The following is a 21943-nucleotide window of genomic DNA, read 5'->3' as shown; positions in this document are numbered from 1 at the left end:
GACCAACGGGACGAACCGGACAGGGGTGGCGCGACCACGGCCGCACCACCCCCGCCGGTGACAAGCTCCCGGGCTACCTCCCGGCGCCCTCGACGACGGCGGCCCACTCGTCCAGCAGCTGGCTGGTGGCCTGATCGTCCGGCCCCTCGGCCCAGAGGTGGGTGACGGCCTCGGCCGGGTCCGGCAGGACGAGCGTCCAGCGCCCGTCCGCCTCGACCACCCGCACCCCGTCGGTGGTGTCCAGCCGGCGACTGCCGGCCGCCTCCACCACGGAGCGCATCACCATGCCCTTGGCGGCCCACGGTGTGGCGATGTCCCGCCGCTGGATGTGGGCCTGCGGGATCCGGGCGTCGATCTGGCTCAGTGTCAGCTGCGTCCGCGCCACCAGGCCGACCAGCCGGACGAAGGCGGCCGCCCCGTCCAGGACACCGCTGAATTCCGGCACCACGTAGCCGCCGCGACCGTCTCCGCCGAAGACCGTGCCCTCGGCGGAGGCCGCCTTGGCCAGATCGTCCGGGGTGGTGGTGGTCCAGGTGACCTGGGTGCCGTGGTACGCCGCGACCTGCTCGGCGATGCGGGTGGTGGTCACCGGCAGGGCCACCTGCCCGCTGCGCCGCTCCGCCGCGACCAGGTCGAGCAGGACGAGCAGTGCCCGGTCGTCCTGGATCACCCGGCCGAGCTCGTCCACGAAGGACACCCGCTCGCCGACCGGGTCGAACCGCACGCCGAAGGCCGCCCGGGAGGAGGCCACCAGCTCGCCCAGCCGGGCCAGGCCGGCCCGGCGCGACTCCGCATCCTCGGTCGGCCTGGACTCGTCCAGCCCGCCGGAGACGGTGAGCACCTCGACACCCAGGCGCCCCAGGATGCTCGGCATCACCAGCGCGGCACTGCCGTGCGCGGTGTCCACCACCACCTTGAGCCCGGCCTCCCGCACACCCGTGGTGTCGATCGCCCGCAGCAGGTTGCCCGCGTACGAGTCGAAGACGCTGGCCGGGTGGAGCAGGTCGCCGATCTCGCCGGGGAAGGCCCGGCGGTACTCCTGCCGGGCGTAGACCCGGTCGAGCTTGCGCTGGCCGGCCTGGGAGAGGTCGGCGCCGCGCTCGTCGAAGAACAGGATGTCCAGCGAGTCCGGCACACCCGGGGTGGTCCGCAGGAAGATCCCGCCCGCGCTGCCCCGCGCGGTGTGCTGCCGGGCCACCGGCATCGGTACGTTCTCCAGGTCGCGGACGTCGATCGCGCTGGTCTGCAACGCCGAGATCATCGCCCGCTTGAGCGCGCGCGCACCACGCGAGTGGTCACGCGCGATGGTGACGGTCGCACCCTTCTTGAGCGTCGTCGCGTAGGCACCCGCCAGCCGGACGGCCAGCTCCGGTGTGATCTCCACATTGAGGATGCCGGAGACCCCGCGGACTCCGAAGAGGTGCTCCTGCCCGCGCGACTCCCAGATCACCGAGGTGTTGACGACCGCGCCGGCTTCGATGGTCTTGAACGGATAGACCCGGACGTTGCCCGCGATGATCGACTCCTCGCCGATCAGGCACTCGTCCCCGATGACCGCGCCCTCCTCGATCCTGGAGGCGCGCATCACGTCGGTGTTCTTGCCGATCACACAGCCGCGGAGGTTGCTCTGCGGCCCGATGTACACGTTGTCGTGGACGACGGTCTTGTGCAGGAACGCACCACGTTTCACGACCACGTTGCTGCCCAGCACGGTGTGCTCGCGCAGCTCCACGCCGGCCTCGACCTTGGCGTAGTCGCCGATGTAGAGGGGTCCGCGCAGTACGGCCTCCGGATCGACCTCCGCACCCTCGGCCACCCAGACCCCGGGCGAGATCTCGAAGCCGTCCAGCTCGACCTCGACCTTGCCCTCCAGGACGTCCGCCTGGGCCTTCTGGTAGCTCTCGTGCGTGCCCACGTCCTCCCAGTAGCCCTCGGCGACGTAGCCGAAGACCGGCTTGCCCTCCTTGAGCAACTGCGGGAAGACGTCGCTCGACCAGTCCACCGACTCGCCGGCCGCGACGTAGTCGAAGACCTCGGGTTCCATCACATAGATACCGGTGTTCACCGTGTCCGAGAAGACCTGGCCCCAGGTCGGCTTCTCCAGGAAGCGCTCGACCCGGCCCTCGTCGTCGGTGATCGTGATTCCGAATTCGAGCGGGTTGGGCACCCTGGTCAGGCAGACCGTGACCAGAGCCCCCTTCTCACGGTGGAAGGCGATCAGATCGGAGAGATCGAAGTCGGTGAGGGCGTCGCCGGAGATCACCAGAAACGAATCGTCCTTGAGCGCGTCCTCGGCGTTCTTGACGCTGCCCGCGGTGCCCAACGGGGTTTCTTCGTTGGCATATGTCAAATGCATACCGAGCTCTTCGCCGTCACCGAAGTAGTTCTTGACCAGCGAGGCCAGGAACTGGACGGTGACGACGGTGTCGGTGAGGCCGTGCCGCTTCAGCAGCCGAAGCACGTGCTCCATGATCGGCCGGTTGGCCACCGGCAGCAGCGGCTTGGGCATGCTCGAGGTCATCGGGCGGAGTCGAGTGCCCTCGCCCCCTGCCATCACAACGGCTTTCATTACGGGTGCGTCCTCCTTCGCGGTGGTGGACCCTGCGGATCCATCAAACCGTTCCAGAGCTTCTCTACCCGGATGAAATCGTCCGACGCACCGTGTCGTCGTGGGACTTCTCCCAATCGCGTCTCAAACGGCGGACGCCGCGTCCGCCTTCACGATCTGCCGGGCCTGCACCGCATAGAGGATGCCGGCCCACCAGTAGAGGGTCGTCCCCCACCAGATGAAGGCCCAGCTGACCACGTTCGCCGGCTCGGCGATCCAGGTGTCCCCGGTGCCCAGCAGCAGCAGCGGAAAGGCGTACATCAGATTGAAGGTCGCGGCCTTCCCGAGAAAACTCACCTGCAGCGGACCGTAGCCGTGCCGGTTCAGAATCGGGAGCAGGCAGACGATGAAGGCCTCCCGCGCCAGCAGGATCGTCGTCACCCACCAGGGCAGGATGCCGCGCCAGGTGAGCCCCAACAGGGTCGACAGCACGTAGAGACGGTCCGCGAGCGGGTCGAGGATCTGTCCCACCCGGCTGATCTGCCCCCACCTGCGGGCCAGCTTGCCGTCGAGGTAGTCGCTGATACCGCTCAGCATCAGCAGCAGGACGGCCCAGCCGTCGTTGTTCGGCCCGTCGAACACCGGCCACAGGATGAGCCAGAGGAAGATCGGTACGCCGACCAGCCGGCCCATGCTCAGCAGGTTGGGGATGGTGAGGACGCGATCGGTCTGGACCCGCGTCTCCTGGACCTCCACCCGGGGGCCTCCTGTAAGTTGCGACAGTTCTGCACGATGACCCTACAACAGAGAAGCCCCCGCCCGGTTACCCGGCGGGGGCTTCTCTGAATGATTGTTCGGCGGCGTCCTACTCTCCCACAGGGTCCCCCCTGCAGTACCATCGGCGCAATGAGGCTTAGCTTCCGGGTTCGGAATGTAACCGGGCGTTTCCCTCATGCTATGACCACCGAAACACTATGAAACTGTCACCGCACCACCCACCCGTGACCAGGGCAAGTGGGGTCGTTGTTTCAGAACAACACAGTGGACGCGAGCAACTGAGGACAAGCCCTCGGCCTATTAGTACCGGTCAGCTCCACCCCTTACAGGGCTTCCACATCCGGCCTATCAACCCAGTCGTCTACTGGGAGCCTTACCCTCTCAAGGAGGTGGGAATACTCATCTCGAAGCAGGCTTCCCGCTTAGATGCTTTCAGCGGTTATCCCTCCCGAACGTAGCCAACCAGCCATGCCCTTGGCAGGACAACTGGCACACCAGAGGTTCGTCCGTCCCGGTCCTCTCGTACTAGGGACAGCCCTTCTCAATATTCCTACGCGCACAGCGGATAGGGACCGAACTGTCTCACGACGTTCTAAACCCAGCTCGCGTACCGCTTTAATGGGCGAACAGCCCAACCCTTGGGACCTACTCCAGCCCCAGGATGCGACGAGCCGACATCGAGGTGCCAAACCATCCCGTCGATATGGACTCTTGGGGAAGATCAGCCTGTTATCCCCGGGGTACCTTTTATCCGTTGAGCGACGGCGCTTCCACAAGCCACCGCCGGATCACTAGTCCCTGCTTTCGCACCTGCTCGACCCGTCGGTCTCACAGTCAAGCTCCCTTGTGCACTTACACTCAACACCTGATTGCCAACCAGGCTGAGGGAACCTTTGGGCGCCTCCGTTACTCTTTAGGAGGCAACCGCCCCAGTTAAACTACCCACCAGACACTGTCCCTGATCCGGATCACGGACCCAGGTTAGACATCCAGCACGACCAGAGTGGTATTTCAACGTCGACTCCACAACCACTGGCGTGGCTGCTTCAAAGTCTCCCACCTATCCTACACAAGCCGAACCGAACACCAATATCAAGCTATAGTAAAGGTCCCGGGGTCTTTCCGTCCTGCTGCGCGAAACGAGCATCTTTACTCGTAATGCAATTTCACCGGGCCTATGGTTGAGACAGTCGAGAAGTCGTTACGCCATTCGTGCAGGTCGGAACTTACCCGACAAGGAATTTCGCTACCTTAGGATGGTTATAGTTACCACCGCCGTTTACTGGCGCTTAAGTTCTCAGCTTCGCCGAGACGAATCTCGACTAACCGGTCCCCTTAACGTTCCAGCACCGGGCAGGCGTCAGTCCGTATACATCGCCTTACGGCTTCGCACGGACCTGTGTTTTTAGTAAACAGTCGCTTCTCGCTGGTCTCTGCGGCCGGCCCCAGCTCAGAGTGCAAGACTCATCACCAGTTCCGGCCCCCCTTCTCCCGAAGTTACGGGGGCATTTTGCCGAGTTCCTTAACCATAGTTCACCCGAACGCCTCGGTATTCTCTACCTGACCACCTGAGTCGGTTTGGGGTACGGGCCGCCATGAAACTCGCTAGAGGCTTTTCTCGACAGCATAGGATCATCCACTTCACCACAATCGGCTCGGCATCAGGTCTCAGCCTCAATGAGTGACGGATTTGCCTATCACTCGGCCTACACCCTTACCCCGGGACAACCACCGCCCGGGCTGGACTACCTTCCTGCGTCACCCCATCGCTCACCTACTACCCTGTTGGGTCAGCGGCTCCACCACGTCCCTTCGTCCGAAGACTCCAGGCCGGCTTCGCGGCTTTAGCATTCAGAGGTTCGACGTTGGCGCTTCAAAGCGGGTACGGGAATATCAACCCGTTGTCCATCGACTACGCCTGTCGGCCTCGCCTTAGGTCCCGACTTACCCTGGGCAGATCAGCTTGACCCAGGAACCCTTGGTCAATCGGCGCAAGAGTTTCTCACTCTTGTATCGCTACTCATGCCTGCATTCTCACTCGTGTCCCGTCCACAACTGGATTCCTCCGCTGCTTCACCCGGAACACGACGCTCCCCTACCCATCACAGCAGGCGTTGGCCCTGTTGCTGCAATGACACGACTTCGGTGGTGTGCTTGAGCCCCGCTACATTGTCGGCGCGGAATCACTTGACCAGTGAGCTATTACGCACTCTTTCAAGGGTGGCTGCTTCTAAGCCAACCTCCTGGTTGTCTCTGCGACTCCACATCCTTTCCCACTTAGCACACGCTTAGGGACCTTAGTCGGTGTTCTGGGCTGTTTCCCTCTCGACCATGGAGCTTATCCCCCACAGTCTCACTGCCACGCTCTCACTTACCGGCATTCGGAGTTTGGCTAAGGTCAGTAACCCGGTGAGGCCCATCGCCTATCCAGTGCTCTACCTCCGGCAAGAAACACGTGACGCTGCACCTAAATGCATTTCGGGGAGAACCAGCTATCACGGAGTTTGATTGGCCTTTCACCCCTAACCACAGGTCATCCCCCAGGTTTTCAACCCTGGTGGGTTCGGTCCTCCACGAAGTCTTACCTCCGCTTCAACCTGCCCATGGCTAGATCACTCCGCTTCGGGTCTTGGGCATGCAACTCAATCGCCCTATTCGGACTCGCTTTCGCTACGGCTACCCCACACGGGTTAACCTCGCTACACACCGCAAACTCGCAGGCTCATTCTTCAAAAGGCACGCAGTCACGAGACAGACGGGCAAGCCCACTGTCCGACGCTCCCACGGCTTGTAGGCACACGGTTTCAGGTACTATTTCACTCCGCTCCCGCGGTACTTTTCACCATTCCCTCACGGTACTATCCGCTATCGGTCACCAGGGAATATTTAGGCTTAGCGGGTGGTCCCGCCAGATTCACACGGAATTTCTCGGGCTCCGTGCTACTTGGGAGAAGCTCAAGTGAGCCGCTGATGTTTCGTCTACGGGGGTCTTACCCTCTACGCCGGACCTTTCGCATGTCCTTCGACTACACCAACGGTTTCTGACTCACCCAGCCGCCGGCAGACGACTGAAGAACTTTCCCACGACCCCTCATACGCAACCCCTGCCGGGTATCACACGTATCAGGTTTAGCCTCATCCGGTTTCGCTCGCCACTACTCCCGGAATCACGGTTGTTTTCTCTTCCTGCGGGTACTGAGATGTTTCACTTCCCCGCGTTCCCTCCACATACCCTATGTGTTCAGGTATGGGTGACAGCCCATGACGACTGCCGGGTTTCCCCATTCGGAAACCCCCGGATCAAAGCCTGGTTGACGGCTCCCCGGGGACTATCGTGGCCTCCCACGTCCTTCATCGGTTCCTGGTGCCAAGGCATCCACCGTGCGCCCTTAAAAACTTGGCCACAGATGCTCGCGTCCACTGTGCAGTTCTCAAACAACGACCAGTCACCCACCATCGGACACCACCAGGGCGACCTCAAGCAGGACCGGCACTGAAGCAACGACCATACGGCCGTTCCCTCAGGACCCAACAACGTGCCCGACCCACCAGACCCGCCAGAAACCCGTTCCACGCACCGAAGTGCAGTACTTGGGAGGCCTGACAGACCTCGTGTGCCGAATAGTCAACGTTCCACCCATGAGCTAGCACTTCAGGACATTCGCCCGAAGCTGCCATGTGCTCCTTAGAAAGGAGGTGATCCAGCCGCACCTTCCGGTACGGCTACCTTGTTACGACTTCGTCCCAATCGCTGGTCCCACCTTCGACGGCTCCTCCCCTTACGGGTTAGGCCACCGGCTTCGGGTGTTACCGACTTTCGTGACGTGACGGGCGGTGTGTACAAGGCCCGGGAACGTATTCACCGCAGCATGCTGATCTGCGATTACTAGCAACTCCAACTTCATGGGGTCGAGTTGCAGACCCCAATCCGAACTGAGGCCGGCTTTTTGGGATTCGCTCCGCCTCGCGGCATCGCAGCCCTTTGTACCGACCATTGTAGCACGTGTGCAGCCCAAGACATAAGGGGCATGATGATTTGACGTCGTCCCCACCTTCCTCCGAGTTGACCCCGGCAGTCTCCTGTGAGTCCCCATCACCCCGAAAGGCATGCTGGCAACACAGAACAAGGGTTGCGCTCGTTGCGGGACTTAACCCAACATCTCACGACACGAGCTGACGACAACCATGCACCACCTGTATACCGACCACAAGGGGGCGACCATCTCTGGCCGTTTCCGGTATATGTCAAGCCTTGGTAAGGTTCTTCGCGTTGCGTCGAATTAAGCCACATGCTCCGCTGCTTGTGCGGGCCCCCGTCAATTCCTTTGAGTTTTAGCCTTGCGGCCGTACTCCCCAGGCGGGGAACTTAATGCGTTAGCTGCGGCACCGACGACGTGGAATGTCGCCAACACCTAGTTCCCAACGTTTACGGCGTGGACTACCAGGGTATCTAATCCTGTTCGCTCCCCACGCTTTCGCTCCTCAGCGTCAGTAATGGCCCAGAGATCCGCCTTCGCCACCGGTGTTCCTCCTGATATCTGCGCATTTCACCGCTACACCAGGAATTCCGATCTCCCCTACCACACTCTAGCCTGCCCGTATCGAATGCAGACCCGGGGTTAAGCCCCGGGCTTTCACATCCGACGCGACAGGCCGCCTACGAGCTCTTTACGCCCAATAATTCCGGACAACGCTCGCACCCTACGTATTACCGCGGCTGCTGGCACGTAGTTAGCCGGTGCTTCTTCTGCAGGTACCGTCACTTGCGCTTCTTCCCTGCTGAAAGAGGTTTACAACCCGAAGGCCGTCATCCCTCACGCGGCGTCGCTGCATCAGGCTTTCGCCCATTGTGCAATATTCCCCACTGCTGCCTCCCGTAGGAGTCTGGGCCGTGTCTCAGTCCCAGTGTGGCCGGTCGCCCTCTCAGGCCGGCTACCCGTCGTCGCCTTGGTAGGCCATTACCCCACCAACAAGCTGATAGGCCGCGGGCTCATCCTGCACCGCCGGAGCTTTACACCAACCCCCATGCGGAGGAAGGTCATATCCGGTATTAGACCCCGTTTCCAGGGCTTGTCCCAGAGTGCAGGGCAGATTGCCCACGTGTTACTCACCCGTTCGCCACTGATCCACCCCGAAGGGCTTCACCGTTCGACTTGCATGTGTTAAGCACGCCGCCAGCGTTCGTCCTGAGCCAGGATCAAACTCTCCGTGAATGTCTGCCCGACAGTGCTTAATTAAAAGCGCGGGCCGGCACTCGCGTTGAGCGGCACGGCAACCACCGGAATAGGGCGGTCCCGCGCACTGCGTCCTCGCTAGTGTTTTGTTACTAAAGGAATCTCCAACCCGGATCGAACGATCCAGGCCGGGGATGTCAACATATCTGGCGTTGACTTTTGGCACGCTGTTGAGTTCTCAAGGAACGGACACTTCCTTCGAGCCACTCTCGTGAACTCTCCGGGCGCTTCGTTCTTTCGTGTTTCCAGCTTAGCAGACCGTTTACTCGGTTTTAACCGGAGCGTTTCGTGTCTGAAACCTGAAGTTCACCATCACCTCGCGGCGACCTGAGCAACGATAGCCCTTCCGATGCCCAGCGCCTAATCGAGCCGCACCCAGCGTCACCCGAGTGGCTCAGCTCGGGGGCACTCGGCCCTGCTCAGAGCGATGGTCCGCGCTCACCCGGATGCCGTAGAGTGCGGCGCGTCGAGCAAGAGGACTAGACCACTTGCGGCCGCGGAGCCCGTCTCCCACCGCCCTCCGGGCCTCACCCTCCGTGGTGGTGACCGCAGGAAGGCCGGGATCCGGGGTCCGCCGATCGCGTGCTGGTATGTCACGAGATGTCCGAAGTTGACATGATTTAGGCTTCAGTCGATGTCCTGCCGCTGCCGCGGCCGCACGCTGTTCTGCGCATTTGGGAGGCTCCACCATGACCACTGTGACGTCGCCGCTCGCCGGCCGCGCCGTCGGGCTCGCCGCCGTGCCCGACCCTGTTTTCTCCGGCGCCATGGTGGGTCCTGGCACCGCCATCGACCCGGTGCGTGAGCCGACCGAGGCGGTCGCTCCGGTGGACGGCCTGGTCGTCTCCATGCACCCGCACGCGTTCGTCGTGATGGACGCCGACGGGCACGGTGTGCTGACCCACCTCGGGATCGACACCGTCCAGCTGAACGGCGAGGGCTTCGAGCTGCTGGTGAGCAAGGGCGACCAGGTGCGGCGCGGACAGCCGGTCATCAAGTGGAACCCGGCCGCGGTCGAAGCGGCCGGCAAGTCGCCGATCTCGCCGATCGTGGCGCTGGAGGCCTCGGCCGATGCGCTGAGCACGGTGGCCGAGAGCGGCGAGGTCACCCCGGGCGGCGAGCTCTTCGTCTGGAACTGAGCACGGCCGCGGCCGAGCACGACACGGGCAGCGCTACTCCGTCCCCTCTACGCAGGACCGGACGGAGCGGCGCTGCCGGGCGTCCGGGGGGCCGGACGCCGAACTGACTCATGAGGGACACGCCCTGCCCGGCGGTGAAGGACCGGCCGAGCGCAGCGGTCCGTACTGGACCGGGTGAAAGGAATTTGGACATGCAGCAGACCCTGCGCGGCGTGGGTGTCAGCCACGGAGTCGCCATCGGCCAGGTGCGGCACATGGGGACGGCCGTCCTCGAACCCCCCGCGACCCAGATCCCGACCGAGGACGCGCCGCGCGAGCAGGCCCGCGCGCAGGCCGCCGTCGACGCGGTGGCCGCCGATCTGATCGCCCGCGGCAACCTGGCCGGCGGCGAGGCGCAGGCCGTGCTGGAGGCGCAGGCCCTGATGGCCCAGGACCCGGAGCTGATGGCCGACGTCCGGCGCCGGATCACCGTGGGCAGCAGCGCCGAGCGCGGTGTCTACGACGCGTTCGCGGCGTACCGGGCGCTGCTGGCCGCCGCCGGCGAGTACCTGGCCGGCCGGGTGGCGGACCTGGACGACGTACGGAACCGGATCGTGGCGCGGCTGCTGGGCGTGCCGATGCCCGGTGTGCCGGACAGCGACGAGCCGTATGTGCTGTTCGCGCGGGATCTCGCGCCGGCCGACACGGCGCTGCTCGACCCGACCCTGGTGCTCGGCTTCGTGACCGAGGAGGGCGGGCCCACCAGCCACAGCGCCATCCTCGCGCGGGCGATGGGCGTGCCGGCCGTGGTGGCACTGCCCGGGGCGACCGATCTCGCCGAGGGCGTCGTGGTGGCCGTCGACGGCAGCACCGGTGACGTGCTGGTGGAGCCGAGCCAGGAGAAGCAGGACGAGCTGCGGCGGGTCGCCGCCGAGCGCAAGGCCGCACTGTCCGCCTCCTCCGGGCCCGGGCAGACCTCGGACGGGCACCGGGTGCCGCTGCTGGCGAACGTGGGCGGTCCCGCGGACCTGCCGGCGGCGCTGGAGAACGGCGCCGAGGGCGTGGGCCTGTTCCGGACCGAGTTCCTCTTCCTCGACGACTCGGCGAAGGCGCCGACCGAGGAGAAGCAGATCGAGGCGTACCGGAAGGTGCTGGAGGCGTTCCCGGAGGGCCGGGTGGTCGTCCGGGCGCTGGACGCGGGCGCCGACAAACCACTGGACTTCCTCACGCCGGCCGACGAGCCGAACCCGGCGCTGGGCGTGCGGGGCTTGCGGACGCTGCTGGAGAACCCCGAGGTCATGCAGACCCAGCTGCGGGCGCTCGCGAAGGCGGCCGAGGGTCTGCCCGTCCACCTGGAGGTGATGGCCCCGATGGTGGCCGACCGGGTGGACGCCAAGGCCTTCGCGGACGCCTGTCGTGAGGCGGGGCTGCAGGCGAAGTTCGGCGCGATGGTGGAAATCCCGTCGGCCGCCCTGCGGGCACGCTCGATCCTGCAGGAGGTGGAGTTCCTGTCGCTGGGGACCAACGACCTCGCGCAGTACACCTTCGCGGCGGACCGGCAGGTCGGGGCGCTCGCGCGGCTGCAGGACCCGTGGCAGCCGGCCCTGCTGGACCTGGTCGCGTTCTCCGCCGAGGCGGCGAAGGCCGCCGGCAAGAGCTGCGGGGTCTGCGGTGAGGCGGCCGCCGACCCGATGCTCGCCTGCGTGCTCACCGGGCTCGGGGTGACCAGCCTGTCGATGGGCGCGGCGTCCATCCCCTACGTGCGCACGGCGCTCGCCAGGTACACGCTGGCGCAGTGCAAGCGGGCAGCCGAGGCCGCCAGGGCGACCGACACCGCCGACGAGGCGCGGGCCGCCGCGCACCAGGTACTGTCCGGCGAGTAGCCAGGACGCGGAACCGCAGGAGGAGGGGCGCCGCCACCGGGCAACGGTGGCGGCGCCCCTCCTCCTTCTCACGGGTGCGTCCGCGTACAGCAGGCAGGACGGGCGACGGGCGGCCGGGCGCTCAGGCCCGGCGGTCCTGGCCGAGCCGCTCGAAGAAGCGCAGGTGCTCCAGGTTGTCGACCGAGCCGGGGTTGACGGCCCGCTCCAGCGGGGTGCCGGAGAGCAGGCGCTTCACCGGGACCTCGATCCGCTTGCCGGTCAGGGTGTGCGGCAGGCCGGTGACGGCGATGACCTCGTCCGGGACGTGGCGCGGGGAGAGCTGTTCGCGCAGCGAGGTGCGGATCCGGCCGCGCAGGTCGTCGTCCAGGGCGGCGCCCGGCGCGAGGACCACGAAGAGCGGCATCCAGTAACCGCCGTCCGGCTCCTCCAGGCCGATGACCAGCGACTCGGCGACCTCCGGGAGGCGTTCGACCACCTCGTAGATGTCGGAGGAGCCCATCCGGACGCCCTGGCGGTTGAGGGTGGAGTCCGACCGGCCGTGGATGACCACGGTGCCGCGCGAGGTGACGGTGATCCAGTCCCCGTGGCGCCAGGTGCCCGGGTACATGTCGAAGTAGCTGTCCCGGTAGCGCTCGCCGTCCGGGTCGTTCCAGAACCCGGTGGGCATGGACGGCAGCGGCTTGGTGACGACCAGCTCGCCGACCGCGTCCGTCAGCGGGCGGCCCTGGACGTCCCAGGACTCGACGGCCGCGCCCAGGCAGGGGGCCTGGATCTCGCCGAGGTGGACCGGGAGGGTGGGGACGCCGCCGACGAAGCAGCTGCAGACGTCGGTGCCGCCGCTGACCGAGGCGAGCCAGACGTCCTCCTTCACCTCCTGGTAGATCCAGCGGAAGCCGTCCGGCGGGAGCGGCGAGCCGGTGGTGCCGATGCACCGGACGGCGGACAGGTCGAGGTCGCGGCCCGGGTGCAGCTCGGCCTTGCGGCCGGCCATCACGTACGCGGCGGAGGTGCCGAGGACGGTGGCCCCGGTGCGGGCGGCGACCGACCAGAAGGCGCCGGTGTCGGGGTGGCCGGGGCTGCCGTCGTAGGTGACGACGGTGGACCCGACCAGGAGGCCGGCGACGAGGAAGTTCCACATCATCCAGCCGGTGGAGGTGTACCAGAGGAAGCGGTCCTCCGGCCCGAGGTCGAGGTGCAGGGCGGCCTGCTTGAGGTGCTCGACCAGGATCCCGCCCTGGCTCTGGACGATGGCCTTCGGCAGGCCCGTGGTGCCCGAGGAGTACAGCACCCAGAGCGGGTGGTCGAACGGGACCTGCTCGAAGACCGGCTCGGCGTCGGCGGCGACCAGGTCGTCCCAGTGCAGGGCGCCCTCGGGGGCCGAGCCGCCGAGCAGCGGGACGTGCACGACCGCGCGCAGGGTGGGGAGCTCCCGGCGCAGCTCGGCGACGACGTCCGTCCGGTCGTGGTCCTTGCCGCCGTAGTGGTAGCCGTCGACGGCGAAAAGGACCGCCGGTTCGATCTGCTGGAGGCGGTCCAGGACGCTACGGGCGCCGAAGTCGGGCGCACAGGACGTCCAGACGGCGCCCACCGAGGCGGTGGCGAGGAGGGCCACCACGGCCTGCGGGATGTTGGGCAGGTAGGCGCCGACCCGGTCACCCGGGCCGACCCCCTGGGCGCGGAGCGCCGCGGCGAGCGAGCCGACCTGGCGGCGCAGGTCCGACCAGGTGAGGGTGAGCGGCCGGTCGGTGGTCTCGTCCAGGTGGAGGATGGCCGGCTTGTCGGCGTTGGCCGGCTCCTCGCCGAAGCGGAGCGCGTGCTCGGCGTAGTTGAGGCGGGCGCCGGGGAACCAACGGGCACCGGGCATCGCGGGGTCGGCGAGGACGGCGTCGGGCGCGGTGGAGAAGCGGACGTCGAACCACTCGGTGACGGCCGTCCAGAAGCGGTCGAGGTCGGCGGTGGACCAGGCGTGCAGGTCGGTGTAGCGGGCGGCCGCCTGTTCGTCGTCGGTGCAGGGGGCGAGCGGGGCGGCGGGGGCGCCGTGGTGTTCGGCGGCCCACTTCTGGAAAGCGACGATCTTGGTGGCGGCGGCGCTTGCGGGGTTGGGCCGCCAGAGCGGCTGCTCCTGGGGTGGGGTGCTCACGGTGGTGGTCTCCCGGCCGAAGGATGGGGACGGGAGTGCTGGTGGCAGAGCCCGTCCGGGTGGCGCTGACGGTGCAGACCCTGCCACGTGATCGTCGCCGGCGCCAGGGCCGGGCCGGCGGGTCAGAGGTGCGCATACTCCCCGGTGAACCAGGAGTTCGAGACCCGGGTGTGGAAGGGGAAGGCGAGCTCGGTGCCGGCGGTGGCGAGCTCCCAGCCTTCGGTCTCGTCGGTGGGCACGGAGAGTGGGAGGTCCGCGAGATCGCGGGCGGGCAGCAGGCCGAAGAGGCAGAGGAAGCCGCCGGAGGCGTCGGAGTCGGTGGACACCAGGATGATGTCGGAGGCCTCCGCCTCGATGCCGGTCTCCTCGCGCAGCTCGCGGACGCAGGCCTGCTGCCAGCTCTCGCCGTAGTCGATGTAGCCGCCGGGGAAGGCGAGCCGGCCGTAGCCCGGCTCGATGGTGCGACGGATGACGACCAGTTGGCGCTCCCCGCCCGGGAGGTCGACCGGCAGCAGGGTGACCACGACGGGCAACGGGTTGCGGTAGCTGATCTCGGCGCAGCCGGTGCACGTCCGGGGCCAGGCCACCGTGCCGGGCGGGTAGGCGGTTCCGCACCAGTGGCAGTGGGAGTGGGGCCCGAACGTCGCCTTGGCCGCGGCTTCGTGAGTGGTCATGGAGTGGATGGTAGCGGCCGGGGTGGGCAGCGCCCTGAGGAGTTTGTGATCGGCCGTCGGGCCGTAGGACTCCATCAGAACGGGTGTCCGCAGGGTGTGGGCGATGGCCTCGGCCCAGGAATCGGGATCGGGCCCCGGGTCGGTGAGGCGGCCCGGGCGGGCGCGGAACAGGGCGGCGGTGAGCTGCGCCTGGGCGGTGAGGTCACCGCGCCGGCCGGTGGTGAGGTCGGTCAGGACGGCTCCGTCGAGCTGGTAGGACTCGCACAGGCGCAGGCCCGGATGGCGGGCCGGGGCGTCGAGGTGGGTGAGGGCGAGGGCGTCGGCGCCGCTGGCGGCGGTCAGTGCGTAGCGGTGGGCGACGGCGTCGAAGTGGCCGAGACGGAAGGCGCCCTGCCAGCTGCCGGTGGTGTTGTGGGGCTCGGGGATTTCGAGGGCGGTGTCCTCGGTGGGGAGCGGGCCGGGGCCGTGCCGGGTGGTGTAGCTGCGTAGAACGCCGAGGCGCAGGGCCGCGCCGGGTGCGCCGGACTCCGCGAGCAGGGTTTCGGCGTTGGCGAAGGTGGTGGTGGACCAGGTGGTGTAAGGGTGGAAGCCGTGCCATTCGTCGAGCAGGACGCCCTGGGCGCCTTCGAAGACGACCGGGCCGGTGCGCAGCAGCCGGGTGAGGTGGGCCTCGTCGGTCTGGCGTACGCGTTCGGCGAAGGCCTGGAAGGCGGGCAGGCAGTCGGCGGGCGGTGGGGCGGGCAGGTCGGTGGGGTCGATGCCGAGCTCGGCGGCGAGGTGTTCACGCAGACGGGTGAGCTTGGCGAGCAGCCGGGCCGGGGTGGCGCAGTCGGCGGCGGTCGGGGCGTCCTCGGGGTGGAGCAGGGCGTAGCGGGCGGTCTCGCCGATCCCGAGGCCGCAGGAGCCGTGCCGCGCCTCGCCGCGGCGTTGCTCGCGGATCCGGTTGGCGGCCGCGTGGTACGGGGTGGTGAGCAGGGCCCGGCGGTCGACGGTGAGCAGGGCGAGCGGGTCGGGGACGCCGAGGTGCGCGAGGTGGCCGGCCTCGGCGGCGAGGGCGAGCGGGTCGACCAGCATGAAGCGGGACAGGTGGGTGGGGACGCCGGCCAGGGTGCCGGAGCCGAACTGGGCGAAGGTGTGGTGGCGGCCGTCCCGGGTGACCACGTTGTGGGCGGCCTGGGCACCGCCGTTGTGGCGGACGACGGCGTGCACCGGCCGGCTGCCGGGGCCGACGGGGCCCCGGCAGAGGCGGTCGACGACGGTGCCCTTGCCGGCGTCCCCGAAGCCGAGGTCGCAGACGATCACGTGGTCGGCCTGGTGGTCGGCGGCGAACTCGGCGGGCGGGCCGGTGGGCGGGCCGGCGGCCGGACCGGCGGGTCGCTGTCCGCCGGTCGGGATGCGCCCGTCCAGGTGCCGGGGCCCCTCGGCCCGGTGGGGCCCGTCGGGGCCGTGGTGGGCGGCCGAAGGGTGGTGGCTCATCCTCGCGCCGTCAGAGCCGGCTCGTGCCGGTGGCGGCGCGGTCGCCCGCGTCGAGCAGCGGCGTGCCGGGGACGGCGGCCTCCGTGCTGCGGCGGGCCAGGGCGCCGAGGGCCCGGCCGACGCTGGCTGCCGAGGCGGAGCCGATGTCGGCGAGGTCGTCCAGGCCCTCCTCCAGGTCGATGGCCTCCTCGCCGAGGCCGACGGTGAGGGCGATGGTCTCGCAGACGGCGTCCAGGTCGTCCAGCTCGATGACGTTCTGGCCGAGGAGCTTGCGCCAGGTGCCCAGGACGTCGGCGCTGCCCGCGTGGGCGGTGCCGGCCGGAAGGATGAAGTAGACGTCGTAGAGCCGGCGCAGCTCCGCGAGGATGGTGGTGATCGGGATGTCCTCGGTGATCCGGTCACCCAGGACCTCCCGCACCTCGCGGGCCTTGACCTTGCCGTACGGCTTCTCGTCGCCGATCAGGAAGAGGTAGCCCCGCCGGCCGCGGCGCTCGACGCTGTCGAGCGCGGTGTGCCGGGCCATGGCGTACATGGCGAGCTCGTACGACTCGGTCATCTGGCCGCCGCCACCGCCCTCCAGCAGGATGTTGCCGAGGTCGTCGTCCATCCGGTTGTCGGACTCGAACTGGCCCAGCTGGAGCGGCACCCGGTCGCAGGTGGCGTCGCCGACGGCGCCGAACAGGATCTGCGGGTGCTCGGTGTACCCCTTGCGCAGCAGCAGTCCGAAGAGTTCGGGGAGCTTGGTCTGCAGGACGCGCGGGACGGACTGCATGGAGCCCGTGACGTCGAAGAGGACCGCGATGGGGAGTGAGGCGGGGTGCTCGGCGGAGTCCCGGCTCTCGCGGACGGTCAGCCCCTTGGGGGCGAGCGAGGGGTGGGGGTGCCAGGTGTCGCGGGCGCCGCTGGTGGCGCGGTCGCTGTAGTCGAAGGCTCCGGCGCCGGTGGCGGCACGGTAGTGCGCGGCGGCGTCGTAGACGTTGGTGGACCAGCTTCCACTGCCCATGGCTGTGCTCCTCGGATCGCGGTGTGGCGGACGGGTGTCCGGATGTGCGGACGTAGGGGTCTCGGGATGTGCGGGTCTGCGGACGGGCAGGGTGGACGGAGGGCCGGCGGGGGCGGCGGCGGGGGGCGGACGGCCCGCAGGGCTCGCGGGGGCTACCCGGCCGGGGGTGGTCGCGGTGGCAGGTGGAACGGGCGGAAGGTGCGCGGACCGTACAGCCGCTCCAGCAGATCGTCCAGCTCGGTGAGGAGCCGCCAAGCGTCGTGCGGGCGGCGGGCCTCGGACGGGAGCGTGCAGCCGGCGATGAAGGCCCGCAGCGCCTTCGGCGCCCGCGGCCCCATCAGCTGCTCCACGCAGCGGCTCGCGAGGTGGATGTCGGTGGCCTCGGTGACCGGCCGACGGGCCGGCACCTCGGGCGGGTACCAGGCTCGGTGTCGCTCGACCAGGGCCGGGGCCGGGCTGGGCTCACCGGTGCTCGCGTAGCACCAGTCGACCAGGACCAGGCCGTGCTGCGCCGGGTGGATCAACACGTGCTCGGGCAGCACCGCGCCATGGCGGACACCGGCACGGTGGGCGTAGCCGAGGGCGACCAGCAGCCGGCGCCAGATCCATGCAGCGTCGCGCGGGTCGAGCCCGTCGGGGTAGGCGCGGTGGACGTCGGTCAGCGGGTGGAACCCGTCGAGCCGGACGAGGGCGTTGACCCGGCGGGGCTCGGCGGCCGGGTCGGCCTCGTCGTGGTGGCGGAAGCTCTCCAGCAGGGTGGGTGCGTAGGCGTGGTGGCGGCCGTCCCCGTGGGTGGTGAGCCGGGTGAGGGCGGTGGCCTCGCGCTCCAGCAGATCGTTGTCGGCGGCGGAACGGGGAATTTTGAGCACCGCGTCGAGCGCGGGGCCCCGGTAGGCCGGCCGGGGCTCGCAGCGGGCGGCCCGCAGGACGGTGATGTCCCCGGTGGCCACGGTGGGACCCAGTCGGTACAGGTGGCGGGTGGTGGTCAGGACGGGATCGGCGGTGGGCGCCCCGCCGCCCTGATGCAGTTGCCAGAGCAGGGCAAGGGCGGCGAAGGCCGCGCCCGCCTCGTCGCGGTGGGCGGCGGGCGCGGTGTCCGGGTGGAGCAGCCGGGCCAGCCGGCGGTAGCGGCGGGCCGCCGCCGTCTGATCGGCGGGGAAGACATCCTCCGGGCCGCCGGCCGCACCGACGGCGGCGAGCGCCTCGGCGAAGGTCCGCGGGCCGGCCGGCGGACGGGCCGCGCGCGGGGCGTTCACCGGATCTCGTCCTCGTGGGCGGGGCGGAGCAGGGCGGGGTGCAACAGCCCGGCGTCCCCCGAGCGGTAGTTGCGGGCGCGCGGGCCGCCCCGGCTGCCGCCGCGCTCGGCGGTGGTGCCGGTGCTCTCGACGAAGCCGGGGACGGACAGCACCTTGCGGTGGAAGTTGCCGGGGTGGAGCTTCTCGTCCCAGACCGCCTCGTAGACGGCTCGCAGCTCCGGAATGGTGAAGTCGTGCCGTAGGAAGGCCGTCGCCAACGGGCTGTACTCGATCTTGGCTCGGGCGCGGTCCAGTCCGTCCGCGAGGATCGTGGCGTGGTCGAAGGCCAGGGGTGTCCTGGGCCTGTCCGGCTCCGGCGGCGTGGTGCCGTCGGAGCCGGGCGCGGCCGTGCTGCCGGCGCGCCCGTCGAATCCACCCCCGTGGGTTTCGGCGGGCGTGCCGGCCGGCTGATGACCGGCGGCGGGCCGGAGGTCGAGCGACGAGACCGGGTGCCAGGCGGCGGCCGCCGCGTCGGTACCGGCCTGCGGGTCGGGCAGATCCGGGGCGAAGGCGAGGTACGCGACCGAGACGACGTGCATCCTCGGGTCGCGCTCCGGGGCGCCGTAGCTGCCGAGCTGCTCCAGGTGCACCCGGGAGAGGGCGGCCTCGGCGTCGACGGTGCCCAGCAGGCCCGTCTCCTCGGCCAGCTCCCGGGCGGCGGCCTCGGCGAGCCCCTCCTGCCCGGCGCGCAGGAATCCGCCCGGCAGGGCCCAGTACCCCTGGTACGGCGGGGCGGCGCGCTCCACCAGCAGGACGTGCAGGCTGCCCTCGCGCAGGGTGAGCGCGACCACGTCCACCGTGACCGCGACCGGGGTGTAGGCGTGCGGGTCGTAGGAGGCCAGCCACTCCTGCTCGGCCGCCGGGTCGTACGGCTGTTGTTCGGACATGGCCGGCTCCTCGCTCCCTCCGGGCAGGCCGCTCGGCCCCGCCCGCCCCCGCCGCACCGAGTCATTCTCGGACTGAGAACAACGTAGCGCACGGCGATGACAGCGGCCAGCGAATTTCGCCGGACCCTGTCGGCGGCACCCCGGAACGCCGGCGCCGGCCGGGCACCGGGCGCGCGACACTGGGCATCGACGGGCGTCAGTCGCCAGGCGCCGGTCACCAGGTGTCAGCCGACGTCCCGAGGAGGTGCCCGTGCCGGCCACCGACCCCGCCGGCCACCGACCCGGCTTCGCCGAGGCGCTCGCCGCCGGTCCGCTGGTGCTCGACGGCGGGATGTCCAACGAGCTGGCCGACGCCGGGCACGACCTGTCGGACGCGCTCTGGTCGGCCCGGCTGCTCGCGGACGACCCGGAGGCGATCGTCCGGGCCCATCAGGCGTACTTCGAGGCCGGGGCGACCGTCGCGATCACCGCCGGGTACCAGGCGAGCTTCGAGGGGTTCGCCCGGCGCGGCATCGACCGGGCCGGGACGCAGCGGCTGCTGCGGTTGAGCGTCGAGCTGGCGCGTGCGGCGGCGCGCCGGGCCGGACCGGACCGGCGGCTCTGGGTGGCCGCCTCGGTCGGCCCGTACGGGGCGGTCCTGGCGGACGGCTCGGAGTACCGGGGCCGGTACGGGCTGAGCGTGGCCGAACTGGAGGCGTTCCACCGGCCCCGGCTGGAGGTGCTGGCCGGGGCCGGTCCGGACGTGCTGGCACTGGAGACCGTCCCGGACACCGACGAGGCGCGGGCCCTGCTGCGCGCGGTGCGCGGGCTGGGCCTGCCGGCCTGGCTCTCGTACAGCGTCGCGGGCGGCCGGACCAGGGCCGGGCAGCCGCTGGCGGAGGCCTTCGCGCTGGCGGCCGACGCCGAGGAGGTGGTCGCGGTGGGCGTGAACTGCTGCTCGCCGGCGGACGCCGACGCGGCGGTCGCGCAGGCCGCGCGGGCGAGCGGCAAGCCGGTGGTGGTGTACCCGAACAGCGGCGAGCGCTGGGACCCGGTCGCCCTCGACTGGCGTGGGGAGCCGACGTTCGGCGCGGCCCGGACGACTGCCGACGGCCGGGCCGCCGACCGGAAGCAGGAACAGCGAGGGGAGAGCGGACGGGTGGCCGGGTGGCTGGCGGACGGCGCGCGGCTGGTCGGCGGCTGCTGCCGGGTCGGCCCCCGCGAGATCGCCGGGCTGGCGGAGGAGGTGGCCCGCGTCACGGGAGTGACCGGCACCGGGCCGACCGTCCGACCGACCGCGCGACCGACCTCGGGACCGACCTCGGGACCGACCGCCGCACCGTAGCGGACGCGCAGCGGGCGGACCCCCACGGCCGCCCTTGAGGAACCGGCGGCGGGGCGGGCCCGCCCCGCCGTACCGAGTGACCCGCCCGGGATACCGCGCGGACCGTGCCGAGGATCACGGACGACCCCGGACAGGGGCCGGATCCGGCCGCCGGAAGCCGCTCCGCACCGGGCGGGCGGCGGGGGCGGGCGGCACCGACGGCCACCCGCGGCGGGTGATCGGTGCCGGGGAAGGTGCACATCACGGCTCCGGCCTGGCAGACTCTTGCCGTTACCACTGCGGTCGACAATGTCGACCGCCTGTCCGTGGAGGTACTGAATGCCCGGCCCGATCCAGTCGCTCTCCCGGGCCGCCGCGATCATGCGCCTGCTGGCCGGCGGCGAGCGCCGCCTGGGACTCTCCGAGGTCGCGACGGCCCTGGGCCTCGCGAAGGGTACCGCGCACGGCATCCTGCGCACCCTGCAGCAGGAGGGCTTCGTCGAGCAGGACCCGGAGAGCGGGAAGTACCAACTGGGCGCCGAACTGCTGCGCCTGGGCCAGAGCTACCTGGACGTCCACGAGCTCCGGGCCCGTGCGCTGGTCTGGGCCGACGACCTGGCCCGGGCGGCCGGCGAGACGGTCTACCTCGGCGTCCTGCACCAGCGGGGGGTACTGATCGTGCATCACGTCTTCCGTCCGGACGACACCCGCCAAGTGCTGGAGGTCGGCTCGATGCAGCCGCTGCACAGCACCGCGCTGGGCAAGGTGCTGCTGGCCTACGACCCGGTGGCACGCGGGGAGCTGGGAGAGGAGCCGCTGGAGTCCTACACCTCACGCACCCTCACCGGCCTCGCCGACATCGACACCGAGGCGGCGCTGACCCGTGAGCGCGGCTGGGCGGACGCGGTCGAGGAGACCTGGGAGGGAGTCGCCTCGATCGGCGCGCTGATCCAGGACCGGCGGCGGAACCCGGTCGGCGCGGTGTGCATCAGCGGCCCGGTGGAGCGGGTCTGCGAGGACGGATTCGTCCGGCCCTCGCTGGTGGCCTCGGTGCGCAGCGCCGCGCGGGCGATCTCGCGGGACCTCGGCGCCGGGCGGTTCTGAGCCGGGCACCGCAGCACCACAGCACCGCAGCACCGCAGCACCGCAGCACCGCAGCACCGAGCAGCGCACCACCGGACCGCCCCGCAGCGCCAGGCACCCCGACACCCGGCCCCACAGCACCGGACGCCCGGCCCCCGCACCGCCGGGCCCGGGCCTTCCCGGCCTGCCCGGAGGCCGGCCGAGCCGCCCGACCGTGCGCGGTCGACGCCGGCGCGTCCGTACAACCCCGCAGCCTCCCGTACGTCCCGCTCGTACGGCCCTCGTACGCCTTCCCGCTCCTGCCCGGCCCCGCCGCCGCCGGCAGCCCGCCCGTGCCCCGGCGGCGGCGTCCGCCGCCCACGCCGAGTTCCCCGTGCACCTTCGTCCCCTGGACACACTCCCGTCACACGGGTGGGCTCCGGCCTGCCCGCACCCTGGCGTTTTGTCAGGTTTTTGGGCCATTTGAGTGTTAGCTTCGGCGAAGGTTCCTGATCACTGAGAGTCCTGGGTCACAGGTGTGTC

Annotated in this window: 11 protein-coding genes and 3 rRNA genes; 4 read left to right on the top strand and 10 right to left on the bottom strand. The window is 69.4% G+C overall.

The genetic code is table 11. From position 1 onward, the window contains the following. Positions 1–73: 73 nt before the first annotated feature. The 5 genes from OG689_RS33225 to OG689_RS33205 all read right to left on the bottom strand — a co-directional run bounded on the left by OG689_RS33225 (position 74) and on the right by OG689_RS33205 (position 8538). Positions 74–2569 (bottom strand): sugar phosphate nucleotidyltransferase, encoded by a 2496-nt coding sequence (locus OG689_RS33225; RefSeq protein ID WP_266324528.1) that lies wholly within the window; start codon positions 2567–2569, stop codon positions 74–76. Positions 2570–2692: 123 nt separating this feature from the next. After that, entirely contained in the window at positions 2693–3304 is a 612-nt protein-coding gene (locus OG689_RS33220) for a CDP-alcohol phosphatidyltransferase family protein (RefSeq protein ID WP_073927319.1), read from the bottom strand. A gap of 96 nt (positions 3305–3400) precedes the next feature. Then, positions 3401–3517 (bottom strand): 5S ribosomal RNA (rrf, locus tag OG689_RS33215). A gap of 88 nt (positions 3518–3605) precedes the next feature. Beyond that, positions 3606–6728: ribosomal RNA gene (locus tag OG689_RS33210) — 23S ribosomal RNA — on the bottom strand. A 286-nt stretch (positions 6729–7014) separates the two neighbouring features. Then, positions 7015–8538: ribosomal RNA gene (locus OG689_RS33205) — 16S ribosomal RNA — on the bottom strand. The 16S, 23S and 5S rRNA genes sit together here, the layout of an rRNA operon. 710 nt (positions 8539–9248) lie before the next feature. Here OG689_RS33205 and OG689_RS33200 point away from each other — a divergent pair. Together OG689_RS33200 and ptsP are read left to right on the top strand one after the other, a co-directional pair. Further along, a complete protein-coding gene (locus tag OG689_RS33200) occupies positions 9249–9698 on the top strand; it encodes a PTS glucose transporter subunit IIA (protein ID WP_266324527.1) in 450 nt (149 codons plus the stop codon). A gap of 191 nt (positions 9699–9889) precedes the next feature. Further along, positions 9890–11560, top strand: a complete 1671-nt coding sequence (gene ptsP, locus OG689_RS33195) for a phosphoenolpyruvate--protein phosphotransferase (RefSeq protein WP_266324526.1) — start codon at positions 9890–9892, stop codon at positions 11558–11560. Positions 11561–11681: 121 nt separating this feature from the next. On the opposite strand, the gene OG689_RS33190 is transcribed toward ptsP, so the two are convergent. The 5 genes from OG689_RS33190 to OG689_RS33170 all read right to left on the bottom strand — a co-directional run bounded on the left by OG689_RS33190 (position 11682) and on the right by OG689_RS33170 (position 19035). Then, positions 11682–13700, bottom strand: coding sequence for an acetoacetate--CoA ligase (locus tag OG689_RS33190; RefSeq protein WP_266324525.1), 2019 nt, complete (start codon positions 13698–13700; stop codon positions 11682–11684). 122 nt (positions 13701–13822) lie between these two features. Next, positions 13823–15850 carry an adenylosuccinate synthetase gene (locus tag OG689_RS33185; RefSeq protein WP_266324524.1) on the bottom strand — a complete coding sequence of 676 codons (2028 nt, stop codon included), beginning with the start codon at positions 15848–15850 and terminating at the stop codon, positions 13823–13825. 10 nt (positions 15851–15860) lie between these two features. Further along, the gene (locus OG689_RS33180; protein ID WP_266324523.1) at positions 15861–16853 is read right to left on the bottom strand and encodes a hypothetical protein; all 993 of its coding nucleotides are present in this window, start codon (positions 16851–16853) and stop codon (positions 15861–15863) included. Positions 16854–17005: 152 nt separating this feature from the next. Next, complete coding sequence (locus OG689_RS33175) at positions 17006–18109, bottom strand: molecular chaperone DnaJ (RefSeq protein WP_266324522.1); 1104 nt, start codon at positions 18107–18109, stop codon at positions 17006–17008. After that, positions 18106–19035, bottom strand: coding sequence for an NUDIX domain-containing protein (locus tag OG689_RS33170; protein WP_266324521.1), 930 nt, complete (start codon positions 19033–19035; stop codon positions 18106–18108). Before OG689_RS33170 ends, OG689_RS33175 begins: the two co-directional genes overlap by 4 nt. Positions 19036–19285: 250 nt before the next feature. On the opposite strand from OG689_RS33170, the gene mmuM reads away from it, so the two are divergent. Together mmuM and OG689_RS33160 are read left to right on the top strand one after the other, a co-directional pair. Further along, complete coding sequence (gene mmuM, locus OG689_RS33165; RefSeq protein ID WP_266324520.1) at positions 19286–20359, top strand: homocysteine S-methyltransferase; 1074 nt, start codon at positions 19286–19288, stop codon at positions 20357–20359. 318 nt (positions 20360–20677) lie between these two features. Next, positions 20678–21442, top strand: a complete 765-nt coding sequence (locus tag OG689_RS33160; RefSeq protein ID WP_266324519.1) for an IclR family transcriptional regulator — start codon at positions 20678–20680, stop codon at positions 21440–21442. Positions 21443–21943: the final 501 nt, after the last annotated feature.

Source organism: Kitasatospora sp. NBC_00240, assembly GCF_026342405.1.
Taxonomy (GTDB): domain Bacteria; phylum Actinomycetota; class Actinomycetes; order Streptomycetales; family Streptomycetaceae; genus Kitasatospora.
Note: the sequence above shows the minus strand (reverse complement) of the source record. Positions and strands in the feature narration are given on the sequence as shown.

What these genes read in the sequence shown, in the direction of transcription:
- OG689_RS33225 (WP_266324528.1), bottom strand. Translation starts at nt 2,569, where the DNA reads ATGAAAGCCGTTGTGATGGCAGGGGGCGAGGGCACTCGACTCCGCCCG.
- OG689_RS33200 (WP_266324527.1), top strand. Translation starts at nt 9,249, where the DNA reads ATGACCACTGTGACGTCGCCGCTCGCCGGCCGCGCCGTCGGGCTCGCC.
- ptsP (WP_266324526.1), top strand. Translation starts at nt 9,890, where the DNA reads ATGCAGCAGACCCTGCGCGGCGTGGGTGTCAGCCACGGAGTCGCCATC.
- OG689_RS33185 (WP_266324524.1), bottom strand. Translation starts at nt 15,850, where the DNA reads ATGAGCCACCACCCTTCGGCCGCCCACCACGGCCCCGACGGGCCCCAC.
- OG689_RS33180 (WP_266324523.1), bottom strand. Translation starts at nt 16,853, where the DNA reads ATGGGCAGTGGAAGCTGGTCCACCAACGTCTACGACGCCGCCGCGCAC.
- OG689_RS33170 (WP_266324521.1), bottom strand. Translation starts at nt 19,035, where the DNA reads ATGTCCGAACAACAGCCGTACGACCCGGCGGCCGAGCAGGAGTGGCTG.
- OG689_RS33160 (WP_266324519.1), top strand. Translation starts at nt 20,678, where the DNA reads ATGCCCGGCCCGATCCAGTCGCTCTCCCGGGCCGCCGCGATCATGCGC.